Genomic DNA, 11,667 nt, shown 5'->3' on the forward strand with positions numbered 1-11,667 from the left:
CCGCATAGAAGCCCGGCTGGTTGACGACGCTGCCGTTGGCGCGGAACGGCCCCGGCGAATGCGGATCGGTCTTGATCATCTCGATCTCGAAATTCTCGCGTCCTTTCTCGCGCCAGATCTGGGCGAAGCCGAGATAGAAGCGCTGGTCGCCGCCGTAGCCGTCGAGCACCGGCGCCGGTTTGCCGTTCAGTGAAATCCGATAGGCCTTGTAGGCGATGGCGACGCCGGAGTTGTCGGCGATGTTCTCGCCCATAGTCAGCGCACCTTTGACGTTGTAGCCCGGCTGCAAGCTGAAGCCGCTGTACTCGGCGACCAGTGCCTGGGTCTTGGCCGCGAACTGCGCGTGATCGGCCGGCGTCCACCAGTCGCGCAGATTGCCGTCGCCGTCGTATTGCGCGCCCTGGTCGTCGAAGCCGTGGCTGATTTCGTGGCCGATCACCGCGCCGATGCCGCCGTAGTTGACCGCGTCCTCGGCGTTGGCGTCGAAGAACGGCGGCTGCAGGATCGCGGCCGGGAATACGATCTCGTTCATCTCGGGGTTGTAGTAGGCGTTGACCGTTTGCGGCGTCATGCCCCATTCCTCGCGGTCGATCGGCTTGCCGAGCTTGGCCGTATTGCGGTCGTACTCGAACGCGGCCGCGCGCATGCTGTTGCCGACGACATCACCGCTGCTGATCTCGAGCTTGGAGTAGTCGCGCCACTTGTTTGGATAACCGATTTTGTAGGTGAACTTGGACAGCTTCACCAGCGCCGCTTTCTTGGTCTCGTCGCTCATCCAGCTGAGGCCGCCGATGGCGCTCTCGTAGGTTTTCAGCAGGTTCTTGACCAGCGATTCCATGCGCGCCTTGCTGGCCGCGGGGAAGTGACGCTCGACATAGACCTGGCCGACCGCTTCGCCCATCGAGGTTTCGATGCCGTCGACGCCGCGCTTCCAGCGCGGACGGATTTCCTGCACGCCGTTGAGGGTCTTGGAGTTGAACGCGAAGTCTTCGTCCACGATCGCCTTGTTGAGCAGGCCGGCGCGCGTGTGCAGCACATGCCATTTGAAATACGAGCGCCAGGTTTCGATTGGCGTGCTCTTGATCAGCTTGCCCAGGCCGGTGACGTAGGTGGGCTGCGACACCAGCACCTGCTTCAGCGAGCCGTAGCCGACCGCCGGCAGATACGCGGCCCAGTCGATCTCGCTGGTCAGCGTCGCCAGCTTGGCGGGCTCGTACGGGTTGTAGGTCTTGACCGGATCGCGGTTCTCGACCTTGTCCCACTGGACCTTGGCGATCTGGGTTTCGAGCGCCAGCACGTCTTTGGCGGTTTTGGCGGCGTCATTGAGACCGGCGAGCTCGAACATCTTCTGCATGTGCGCCAGGTAGGCCGCGCGGATGCCTTTGAACTTGTCGTCGTCGATCAGGTAGTAGTCGCGGTCGGGCAGGCCCAGGCCGGCCTGGTAGAAATCACCGGCGTACTGGGTGGAATCCTTGGCGTCCTGGTGCACATAGGGAAACAGCGGCGTGGCGACACCGTTGCGCGCCAGCTCGGCCATCAGCGCCGGCAGGTCTTTTTTGTCTTTCAGCGCGTCGACGCGCGCGAGTTCCGGCGCGGCCGGCTTGATGCCGGCGGCTTCGATGCTGGCTTCGTCCATGAAGCTGGCGTAGTAGTCGCCGACCTTCTGCTGGATGCTGCCCGGAGTCTTGCCCGTCTTGGTCGACAGCTCCTCGATGATCACGCGCAGCTGCGCTTCGGCGTCGTCGGCGAGCTTGGTGAAGGAGCCGTAGTTGGAGCGGTCGACCGGGATCGGTGTGTTCTTCAGCCAGGTGCCGTTGATCGCCTGGTACAGGTCGTCCTGCGGACGCACGCCGGCGTCGAAATTGGCTTTGTCGACGCCCGAGCTCAGGGCCGGCGCGGCGGTGGGTTCGGCGGGAGCCGGGGCCGGCTTCTTGCCGCAGGCGGCCAGCAGCAGCACGCAGCACGCGCCTGCCAGAAGGTTCTTCATCATCAATCAATCTCCAAGAGGGGCGGAGCCGCCGGCACAATCGGCGACTCCAAGCCGCCGATTGTGGCCCAGACCGGCGAACTCGGCCAACGGTAGGTCGGCAATCCCTTGCCGACGTGAGGCCCCGGTTACGCATCCGACGTCGCAAGTCGGCAAGGGATTGCCGACCTACGGGTTGATCGCCGCGCTATCCGGCCGACCAGCCGCCCGGCCAGCGCGACATCGCGATCAGGCCGATCGCCAGCCAGTAGCTGGACAGGATCAACGGCTGCGCGCCGCGATACGGGCCGACGAACTGGCGCACCGCCAGCACCGAGTCCGACAGGCCGAACAGCAGCGCGCCGATCAGTGCCAGCCGGCTTGCCGCGCCCGGCATCGCGGCATGGGCGGCGGCCGCGGCCAGGACCATGACCGTCAGCACCAGGCCGTAGGCCAGCGTCGGGATCTTGAGCGCGCCGGTCTTCGGCAGCAGCCAGATGAAGAACGCCAGCGCGTAGATCACAAAGGCCAGCGTCCACAGCGGGACGTGCCAGCCGGAGACGCCGGCCATGAACTCGGCGACGAACGCGACATGTGCGATGAAGAAGCTGCCGAGCCCTGCCAGAAACGCCTTGTCGCCGTCGAACATCAGCGCGATGTCGCCGACGATCGCGAAGGCGAAGGCGGCGACCAGCAGCGCGTCCGGCCGCTGCGGGGCAGCGAACAGCGAGGCCGCAATCAGCGCGCTGGTCAGGGGCTTCAGCAAATAGAACGCGCGCGGTCGCTGCCCACCGCGCTCGGCGACGACTTCGCAGGTGATCGCCAGCAGGCCGCTGATCAGCGCCGCGCCTATAAAGTGGACGGGCTGTATCACTGGCATCGGCTGACTCCCCTTTAAAATGCATGCGCTGGCTCGATCTTCGTCGAACGCTGTGGATCTGCGGCAGACTAAGCCTACACGAGCTGCCGGAACACTCCTGAGGACTCCCATGACTGCGACTATCGACAAAATCGTCAAGACCGACGCCGAATGGCGCGCCCAGCTGACGCCCGAGCAGTACCAGGTTACGCGCCACGGCGGCACCGAGTGCGCGTTCACCGGCGGACTTTGGGACGACCATCGCGACGGTGTATTCCACTGCGTCTGCTGCGATGCGGCGCTGTTCGATTCGCGCGCCAAGTTCGAATCCGGCACCGGCTGGCCGAGCTTCTTCCGCCCGGCCGCCGACGCGCCGATCGCGACGCATGAGGACAACAGCTACGGCATGCGCCGCGTCGAAGTCACTTGCGGCCGCTGCGATGCGCACCTGGGCCATGTGTTCCCGGACGGCCCGGCACCGACGCGCGAGCGCTACTGCATCAACTCCGCCGCGCTGAAGTTCGAGCAACGCTAGGGCCTGGTGATGCGCGTGCACTGGCTGCAGCACGCGCCCGAGGATGACCTCGGCTGCATCGCGCCCTGGCTCGCGGCGCGCGGCCACACGGTGACGCGCAGCGGCTTGTACGAGGGCGATGCGCTGCCGTCGCTCGCGGAGTTCGACGCGCTGCTGGTGATGGGCGGCGCGATGAATGTCGACGAGGAGGGCGCGCATCCCTGGCTGGTCGACGAGAAGCGCTTTCTGCGCTCGGTTTTGTCGGGCGGCCAGCGCGTGCTCGGCATTTGCCTGGGGGCGCAACTGATTGCGGAACAGCTTGGCGCGAAAGTGCTGCGCAATGCCCATCGTGAGATCGGGTGGTTCGATGTCGAGCTGAGCGATGCCGGCCGCGCGTTCGCGCCGATGTCAGGCTGGCCGGCGAGCTTGCCGCTGTTTCACTGGCATGGCTATCGCTTCGAACTGCCGCCGGCGGCAACGCGGCTCGCGTTCAGCGCGGCCTGCGATCAGCAGGCGTTTGCGTTCGACGACGGCCGCGTGATCGGCCTGCAATTCCATCCGGAAGTGACTTCGGCCGGTGTGCGCCTGTGGCTGGAGCAGGGGCATCCGCGGCCGGGGCCTCATGTGCAGCCGGTGGAGCGGATGCGTGAAGATTTGTCGCGCTTCGCCCACGCGAACACGCTGCTCTGCGGCTTGCTGGAACAGTGGTTGTCCGATCGCAGGTAGGTCGCAGGTAGGTTGGGGTGAGCCTGCGAACCCCAACATTCGTTCCGCGCCGACGTTGGGGTTCGCAGGCTCACCCCAACCTACGTGTTGCTCAAACCGCCGCGCCCATCGCCGGCTTGCTTCTCCTGCGCATCGTCTTGGCCCGCGACGGTTGCCGCACCAGTTCGCCGATGAACCGATGGAGCGTTTCGATCGCGTCGAGCCGGCCGTCGCGCGCGTGCTCGTTCATGTGCGAGCGATACCAGTTTTCATTGCCGAGAAAGCGGTCGATGTCGCTGGGGGTCAGCGTCGCGATGTCGGCGCGCATGCCCACGCCCATGCGCTCGATCATGCAGGCGTTGAGTCTTTGCTCGAAGGCCTGCTCCGGCAGTGCCAGGATCGGCTTGCCGAAGTGGATGGCTTCGCCGATCAGCTGATTGCCGGCAGTGGAAATCACCGCACGGCACTGCGCCAGATCGTTGATGAACCACTCGTTGCTCGGTGCGCGATAGTCGACATTGTCCTGCCGGCCGCGGCGCGGCGTGCCATAGACGACCACCGGCTGATCGAGCAGGCGCAGCGCGCGCTCGACATGCGGCCGGAACTGGTGCTCTCCCTTGTTGAAATACGCCAGCAGAAAGTCCTTGGACTTCGGCCGTCCTCCAGCACTGGCGCACAGCACCTCGTCGCGCAGCATCGGGCCGACGATGCGCGTGGTAGGCAGCCGCGGTTCGGCCTGGTAGAAGCTCGAAATCAGCGTGCGATCGGGCTGGCCCATCAGCGCGCGATAGCCCATCGCGTCGCGCATGCCGGCCAGCCACAGGTCCGCCGGGAAGTGCGGTTTGCACCAGGCGATGATGCCGACGTGGTCGAAGCTGATCCGCGGCAGCTTGAGCTTTTGCGCCGCGCGATGGCTCCAGGCTTCGCTGTCGGAAATCACCAGCTGGATGCCGCGATCCTGGAACTCGCGCGTCATCTGGTCGATGCCCGGGCCGCCGAGCAGCAGGTCGGCGAGCGGGCCGGCGTTTTCGCTGAGGGTGCGCGGCAGCGAATGCCCGCCGCGCTCGTTGTAGCGATAGCCGAGCATCGGGATGCGCACGGTCGGGAACAACGGTGCCAGCACGTCGTAGGCGTCGCCGGCGGTGAATACCGTGACCTCGTGCTCCTGCATCAGCGCCGGCAGTACGCTGAGGCTGCGCATCGCGTGCCCGCGCCCGTAACCCATGACTCCGTAGGCAATACGCATCGGCTACTCCAGATGGTACCGGGAATGTGTTTTCCCAATGTCAGTCTGGAGACGCCAGTTGCCGGCTTGATGATCGTTACAAGAAGTTTTCGTTACACAGCGCGTTACACAGCGCGCTACACAGCTCGTTACAGGCGCAGTTCGTTACAAATGGATTCAAAGGTTATGATCTGCGGGTACGCGATCCCACCATTCCTGTAAATAAATGACCATTGAAGCACTGGCCAGCCCCGAACTCTGGGCTGCGCTGTTTACGCTGACCGCCCTGGAAATCGTCCTGGGTATCGACAACGTGATTTTCCTGTCGATCATCGCCGGCAAGCTACCCAAGGAGCAGCAGGCGCGTGCGCGCACGCTGGGTCTGGCCGGCGCGCTGGTCACTCGCGTGTTGCTGCTGTTCTCGCTGGCCTGGCTGGCCGGCCTGACCGAACCGATGATCACCGTCGCCGGCTTCGGCGCCTCGGGCCGCGACATGGTGCTGTTTTTCGGCGGCCTGTTCCTGCTGTACAAGGCCGGCACCGAAATCCTCGAGATGCTCAGCGGCCATCCGGCCGCGGGCGAGGCCGGATCGAAGATCAAGGCGCCGTCGTTCGTGTCCGCGATCGTGCAGATCATGATCCTCGACATCGTGTTCTCGCTGGACTCGGTGATCACCGCGGTCGGCATGACCCAGAACCTGCCGGTGATGGTTACCGCGATCACGATCGCGATCATCACGATGATGTTCTTCGCCGGCCCGCTGGCGGCCTTCGTCGATCGCCACCCGACCGTGAAGATGCTGGCGCTGGCGTTTTTGATCATGATCGGCCTGGTGCTGATCGTCGACGGCGTCCACATCCACGTGCCGAAGGCCTATGTCTACGTGGCGATGGCGTTCTCGGTCGCAGTGGAGTTGCTGAATCTGCGGCTGCGGCACAAGCTTGAGCATCCCGCGACCCCATCGCGACACCATTGAAGGTAGGACTGGATTGCCATGAGCCGCCGCATCATCCACACCGACGCCGCGCCTGCCGCGATCGGCACTTATTCGCAGGCGGTCGCCTGCGGCAATACCGCCAGCACGACCGTGTACATGTCGGGCCAGATTCCGCTCGACCCCAAGACCATGACCCTGGTCAACGCGACGATCGAGGACGAGATCCACCAGGTCTTCAAGAATCTCGCTGCGGTGGCCGAAGCCGCCGGCGCCTCGCTGACGCATGTCGCCAAGCTCAACGTGTATCTGACCGACCTGACGCATTTCCCGAAGGTCAACGAGATCATGGGCAAATACTTCAGCGAGCCCTACCCGGCCCGCGCCGCGATCGGCGTCGCCGCACTGCCCAAGGGCGCGCGGGTCGAGGCCGATGCGGTGCTGGTGATCGATTAGTAGGTCGGCAATCCTTTGCCGACGTGAGGCCCCAGTTACGCAATCGAGGTCGCACGTCGGCAAGGGATTGCCGACCTACGGCGCGAGCGGCGGTTGGTTTCATCTTTCGATGAGTTGAAGGACTGCCGCTCTGGCCACACGCGCCGAAAAATCCCACAGCCAGCAGCCGTCCGCGCCGGGCCCTGTCGACCTGCGCACGCGCCTCGCCGACTGGAGCGCCGCCGGCCCGCAGCTGGCCGGCGTGCTGCGCAATCTGGGGCTCGAGACGATCGGCGATCTGCTGTTCCATCTGCCGCTGCGTTACCAGGACCGCAGCCACGTCACTGCGCTCGCCGATCTGGTGGACGGACAGGACGCGCTGGTGCGCGCGCGGGTCGAGGTCGCCGACGTGCGCTACGCCGGCCGCCGCCAGTTGCGCGTGGTGATATCGGACCCGCCGCGCGGGCTGCTGCTGCGTTTCTTCCATTTCAATGCGGGCCAGCAGGCGGCTTTCGCCCCCGGCCGCTGGGTGCAGGCTTTTGGCAGCGTGCGCTTCGGCACCTCCGGGCCGGAGATGGTGCACCCTGAATATCGCGTTGCCGACGATGCGGCCGCGTTCCAGATCAGCGATGCGCTGACGCCGATCTATCCGCTGACCGCCGGCATCGCCCAGCCGCGCCTGCGCCGCCTGATCGAGGCCGCGCTGAAGCTCGCCGCGAGCGACGTGCATCTGGCGGCGCAGCTGCCGGGCCTGCCCAGCCCGGATTCGCTGCCGGCCCTGCGCGCGCTGCATGCGCCGGCGGGCGCGAGTGAGACCGCGCTGCTGATCGAAGGCCGGCATCCGGCGCAGCAGCGGCTGATCCGCGAGGAGCTGCTCGCGCACCAGCTGTGCATGCGCCTGCTGCGCCGCCAGGTGCGCACGCGGCCGGCGCCGCAGCTGGCCGATCTGCAGCGCAGCGCCGATGCACTCGAAGCGGTGCTGCCGTTCCGTTTCACCCAGGCGCAGCGGCGCGTGATCGCCGAAATCGGCAGCGATCTCGCCGCGCGTCGGCCGATGCTGCGCCTGGTGCAGGGCGATGTCGGCAGCGGCAAGACCGTGGTCGCCGCGTCTGCGATGCTGGCCGCGGCGCGCGCCGGTTATCAGAGCGCGCTGATGGCGCCGACCGAGCTGCTGGCCGAGCAGCATTACGCGAACCTGTCGCTGTGGTTCGCGCCGCTGGAGGTCGAGGTCGAATACCTGGCCGGCAAGATGAAGAAGGCCGAGCGCGAGCGCCGGCTGGCGCGCGTGTCCAGCGGCGTGGCGCCGCTGGTGGTCGGCACGCATGCGGTGTTTCAGCAGAGCGTGGCCTTCGACCGGCTGGCGCTGGTGGTGGTCGACGAGCAGCATCGTTTCGGCGTGCAGCAGCGTCTGGCGCTGCGCGACAAGGGGCCGCAGGGCAGCTCGCCGCACCAGCTGATCATGTCGGCGACGCCGATCCCGCGCACGCTGGCGCAGACGCTGTACGCGGACCTGGACGTATCGGTGATCGACGAGCTGCCGCCGGGCCGCACGCCGGTGGCGACGGTGGTGGTCAACAACAGCAAGCGCGACGAGGTGCTCGCGCGCATCGCGGAAGCCTGCCGCGCCGGACGCCAGGTTTACTGGGTGTGCACGCTGATCGAGGAGTCCGACGAGCTCGACGCGCAGGCGGCGGAAGCCACCGCCGAACGGCTGCGCGCGGATCTGGCCGATCTGCGTGTCGGCCTGGTGCACGGACGTTTGAAGTCCGAGGAAAAAGACGCGCAAATGCGCGACTTCAAGGATGGCAGCACGCAGCTGCTGGTGGCGACGACGGTGATCGAGGTCGGTGTCGATGTGCCCAATGCCAGCATCATGGTGATCGAGAACGCCGAGCGTCTCGGGCTGGCGCAGCTGCACCAGCTGCGCGGCCGCGTCGGCCGCGGCGCGACCGCGAGCCAGTGCGTGCTGATGTACCAGATGCCGCTGTCGGAATCGGCCCGGAGCCGGCTGGAGACGATGCGCTCGACCACCGACGGCTTCAAGATCGCCCAGGCCGACCTGGAGCTGCGCGGCCCGGGCGAAATCCTCGGCCGGCGCCAGACCGGCGTCGTCGGCCTGAAGATCGCCGAGCCGGTGCGCGATTCGGCGCTGATCCCGCCCTTGCAGCAGCTCGCAGACGAATGGCTGGAGCGTTATCCGCTGGACGCTCAGCGGCTGATCGCACGCTGGGTTGGGGATGTGGAGAAGTATGGGCAGGTCTGATGCGTTGAAATCGCGGCATGAGGCGGCATACCATAACGACATACCATAACTGGAGCCGGACATGGCCCTGATGTCAGTTCGTGCCACCTATGCGCTGGATCGCGACACTGCGGATGCAATTCGTTCGCTGGCCGGGCGCTGGAAGACTTCGCAGGCAGAAGTGATCCGCCGAGCGGTCAAGAGCGCAGCCGCGCAGATCGAGGCGCAACCTACGAGAATGACGCCGATGGAAGTGGTCGAGTACTACCGCAAAAACGGGCCGACACGCACCGCTGCGGAGACTCGCGCCGTGATCGCACAGCTGCGCGCGGACCGCCTCGCCGATGAGGATGCGCGTCAACAGCGCGTGGACGTCAAGCCCCGTGGCAAGCGCGCGAAGTGATTCATCTCGACACCAATGCCTTGATCGCGCTACCGCGTTGGCTCGCACTGGGGCACGCGCTGATCGATCGCGTTGCTGCAGGCGAGCGGGTCGGTGTCTGTTCGGTAGTCTGGTACGAATATCTTTGCGGTCCGGTCATTGCCAGCGATGTCGAGCGTTGCCTGGATTTCATTGAAGATAGGATCGAGCCGCTGGATGCGAGACATGCGCAACTGGCGGCCGAGCTGTTCAACCAGGCAGGTCGCCGGCGCGGCCTCCGAATTGACTCGCTGGTAGCCGCTACGGCGATCTGTTCCGGCGCGGAATTGCTGACCGGCAACGTCAAAGATTTCACCGTGTTTTCGATGCGTGGCCTGAAACTGTTCGCATGAATGCGTCTTTAGGCCGCAGCCCCGGCAGTCAGCTCGCCGCATATTGGCGCCTGATGCGCTTCCACAAGCCCATCGGCATCTATCTGCTGCTGTGGCCGACGCTGTGGGGCCTGTGGCTAGCGGCCGGCGGATTGCCGCCGCTGAAAGTCTTGGTCGTATTCGTGCTCGGCACGGTGCTGATGCGCGCCGCCGGCTGCGTGATCAACGATTACGCCGATCGCGACTTCGACGGCCATGTTGCGCGGACCCGTGACCGGCCGATCGCGGCGGGCCTGGTGCGTGCCGACGAGGCGGTGCGCCTGGCCGTGGTGCTGGCGCTGATCGCGTTCGGCCTGACCACTTCGCTGCACCGGCTGCAGGTGCTGATGCTGGCGGTACCGGCCGTGATCATCGCCGCCGCGTATCCGTTCATGAAGCGATTCATCAGCGTGCCGCAGGCGGTGCTGGGGCTGGCATTTTCATGGGGCATCCCGATGGCCTATGCGGCGGTGCGCGATGTCGTGCCGGTGGGTGAAGTGGCCGCGCTGATGCTGGCGAACCTGTGCTGGGTGGTCGCCTACGACACGTACTACGCGATGGCCGATCGCGAAGACGATCTGAAGCTCGGCCTGAAATCGAGCGCGATATTCTTCGGCCGCGCCGATCGTGCGCTGGTGATCGGGCTGCAGCTTGTATCGCTCGCGCTGCTGGCGGCGCTTGGCGCGTATCGGCATCTGGCATGGCCGTACTTCGCCGGCCTGGCCGGCGCGGCGCTGACGGTTGTTCATCAGGCGCGGCTGACGCGGAATCGCGACCCGGCGCAGTGCTTCAAGGCGTTTTTGAACAACAATCTTTTTGGGGCTTTGGTTTTTCTGGGATTGCTGCTGGCTCTGATGTAGTTGCTGATGTAATGGTGGATCTCACTGGCTGAAACCCACCTGTAGGAGCGGTCCTTGACCGCGATTGAAGCCTTGCAATGCACAATCGCGGTCAAGGACCGCTTCTACAGTTGCGGATTGAACCGTGTTTCCGCGACGTTCAGCGGCATTGTTTCGTAATGACAGCCATCGATCCCGTTGGAGAAGTCCCTTGCTGCGTTTCCTGAGCCTGCTGTTGGGCGCACTGTTCGGTGCCGCCGGTTGTACGAGCTATCAGGGCCGGCCCGGCGGGCTCGCGCCGCAGCGGGTCGATACCGACTACGAAGTCCGTCGCGACGTCGTGTTCACGCCGCCGGACTGGCCGCAGGCATTGAAGGCCGACGTCTACGTTCCCAAGGGCAAGGGTCCGTTTCCGGCGGTGCTGGTGATTCACGGCGGCGGCTGGGATAGCGGCGACCGCGAGCAGGTCGCCGGCATCGCCAGGCGTGTCGCCGCGCGCGGCTACGTCGCGGTGAATGCGACGTATCGCCTGGCGCCGGGCTCGATTTCCCCGGCGCAGTTTCAGGACGTGCAGCAGGCGGTGCTGTGGATGCGCGCGAATGCGGCGGTGTATCGGATCGACCCGCAGCGCATCGCGGCGTTCGGCTATTCCGCCGGCGCGCATCTGGCAGCTTTGCTCGGTGGTATCGGTGAAAGCGGGCCGCTCGGCAAGCCCGGGGCTGCGGTGCAGGCGGTGGTCGCCGGTGGCACGCCGACCGATCTGAGCAAGTGGCCGGCCGGCAAGCTGGTGCCGCAGCTGATCGGCGGCGACCGCGCGCACAAGCCCGCCGAGTACCAGGCGGCTTCGCCGGTGACTTGTGTCGACGCCGGCGATCCGCCGGTGTTCCTGTATCACGGCGGCATGGACAGCCTGGTGCCGATCGATCACGCCGAGGACTACAAGGCGCTGCTCGATGCGGCCGGCGTGCCCTGCGAGCTGTTCGTGCTGCGCGGGCGCGGGCATATCCTGGCGTTTCTGAGTGATGGACCGGCGGTCGAGGCGGGGATCGAGTTTCTGGACCGTTACCTGCGCCGCTGATTTCTGGAGCTGTAGGAGCGGTCCTTGACCGCGATTGTTCGCTGCAAGGTCCCAATCGCGGTCAAGGACCGCTCCTAC

General features: G+C 65.8%; 12 protein-coding genes. 9 read left to right on the forward strand and 3 right to left on the reverse strand.

Annotated features, from left to right (window positions below; genetic code table 11):
- Both JWQ90_RS24195 and JWQ90_RS24200 read right to left on the reverse strand, forming a co-directional pair.
- The coding region (locus JWQ90_RS24195; protein ID WP_299697584.1) for a M13-type metalloendopeptidase at positions 1-1,990 on the reverse strand (1,990 nt) is incomplete at its 3' end.
- A gap of 184 nt (positions 1,991-2,174) precedes the next feature.
- Positions 2,175-2,846: a lysoplasmalogenase gene (locus JWQ90_RS24200; RefSeq protein ID WP_299697585.1), complete on the reverse strand. Its 672-nt coding sequence runs from the start codon at positions 2,844-2,846 to the stop codon at positions 2,175-2,177.
- A gap of 109 nt (positions 2,847-2,955) precedes the next feature.
- On the opposite strand from JWQ90_RS24200, the gene msrB reads away from it, so the two are divergent.
- Both msrB and JWQ90_RS24210 read left to right on the forward strand, forming a co-directional pair.
- Positions 2,956-3,360: a peptide-methionine (R)-S-oxide reductase MsrB gene (gene msrB, locus JWQ90_RS24205; protein WP_299697586.1), complete on the forward strand. Its 405-nt coding sequence runs from the start codon at positions 2,956-2,958 to the stop codon at positions 3,358-3,360.
- Positions 3,361-3,369: 9 nt separating this feature from the next.
- Positions 3,370-4,065 (forward strand): type 1 glutamine amidotransferase, encoded by a 696-nt coding sequence (locus tag JWQ90_RS24210; protein WP_299697588.1) that lies wholly within the window; start codon positions 3,370-3,372, stop codon positions 4,063-4,065.
- Between the two features lie 91 nt (positions 4,066-4,156).
- Here the strand turns inward: JWQ90_RS24210 and JWQ90_RS24215 are convergent, their stop codons facing one another.
- The gene (locus JWQ90_RS24215) at positions 4,157-5,290 is read right to left on the reverse strand and encodes a glycosyltransferase family protein (protein WP_299697590.1); all 1,134 of its coding nucleotides are present in this window, start codon (positions 5,288-5,290) and stop codon (positions 4,157-4,159) included.
- A gap of 211 nt (positions 5,291-5,501) precedes the next feature.
- Between JWQ90_RS24215 and JWQ90_RS24220 the strand changes: the two genes are divergently transcribed.
- From JWQ90_RS24220 to JWQ90_RS24250, 7 genes are all read left to right on the forward strand, one after another.
- Positions 5,502-6,245, forward strand: a complete 744-nt coding sequence (locus JWQ90_RS24220; protein WP_366919586.1) for a TerC family protein — start codon at positions 5,502-5,504, stop codon at positions 6,243-6,245.
- A gap of 18 nt (positions 6,246-6,263) precedes the next feature.
- A complete protein-coding gene (locus JWQ90_RS24225; protein WP_299697592.1) occupies positions 6,264-6,659 on the forward strand; it encodes a Rid family detoxifying hydrolase in 396 nt (131 codons plus the stop codon).
- Between the two features lie 130 nt (positions 6,660-6,789).
- Positions 6,790-8,901, forward strand: coding sequence for an ATP-dependent DNA helicase RecG (gene recG, locus JWQ90_RS24230; protein WP_299697597.1), 2,112 nt, complete (start codon positions 6,790-6,792; stop codon positions 8,899-8,901).
- Positions 8,902-8,962: 61 nt separating this feature from the next.
- Positions 8,963-9,283, forward strand: coding sequence for a hypothetical protein (locus JWQ90_RS24235; protein WP_299697593.1), 321 nt, complete (start codon positions 8,963-8,965; stop codon positions 9,281-9,283).
- Positions 9,280-9,654: a type II toxin-antitoxin system VapC family toxin gene (locus JWQ90_RS24240; RefSeq protein WP_299697594.1), complete on the forward strand. Its 375-nt coding sequence runs from the start codon at positions 9,280-9,282 to the stop codon at positions 9,652-9,654. Before JWQ90_RS24235 ends, JWQ90_RS24240 begins: the two co-directional genes overlap by 4 nt.
- Positions 9,651-10,532: a 4-hydroxybenzoate octaprenyltransferase gene (ubiA, locus tag JWQ90_RS24245; RefSeq protein WP_299697595.1), complete on the forward strand. Its 882-nt coding sequence runs from the start codon at positions 9,651-9,653 to the stop codon at positions 10,530-10,532. Before JWQ90_RS24240 ends, ubiA begins: the two co-directional genes overlap by 4 nt.
- Before the next feature lie 190 nt (positions 10,533-10,722).
- On the forward strand, positions 10,723-11,589 hold the full coding sequence (locus JWQ90_RS24250; protein WP_299697596.1) for an alpha/beta hydrolase: 867 nt from the start codon (positions 10,723-10,725) through the stop codon (positions 11,587-11,589).
- Positions 11,590-11,667 lie beyond the last annotated feature (78 nt).

It is taken from the genome of Hydrocarboniphaga sp., assembly GCF_028291725.1.
Classification (GTDB): domain Bacteria; phylum Pseudomonadota; class Gammaproteobacteria; order Nevskiales; family Nevskiaceae; genus Hydrocarboniphaga.

Excerpts from the sequence above, each read along its gene's own strand:
- JWQ90_RS24225 (WP_299697592.1), top strand. The coding sequence starts at position 6,264 with ATGAGCCGCCGCATCATCCACACCGACGCCGCGCCTGCCGCGATCGGC.
- msrB (WP_299697586.1), top strand. The coding sequence starts at position 2,956 with ATGACTGCGACTATCGACAAAATCGTCAAGACCGACGCCGAATGGCGC.
- ubiA (WP_299697595.1), top strand. The coding sequence starts at position 9,651 with ATGAATGCGTCTTTAGGCCGCAGCCCCGGCAGTCAGCTCGCCGCATAT.
- JWQ90_RS24215 (WP_299697590.1), bottom strand. The coding sequence starts at position 5,290 with ATGCGTATTGCCTACGGAGTCATGGGTTACGGGCGCGGGCACGCGATG.
- JWQ90_RS24210 (WP_299697588.1), top strand. The coding sequence starts at position 3,370 with ATGCGCGTGCACTGGCTGCAGCACGCGCCCGAGGATGACCTCGGCTGC.
- JWQ90_RS24235 (WP_299697593.1), top strand. The coding sequence starts at position 8,963 with ATGGCCCTGATGTCAGTTCGTGCCACCTATGCGCTGGATCGCGACACT.
- JWQ90_RS24200 (WP_299697585.1), bottom strand. The coding sequence starts at position 2,846 with ATGCCAGTGATACAGCCCGTCCACTTTATAGGCGCGGCGCTGATCAGC.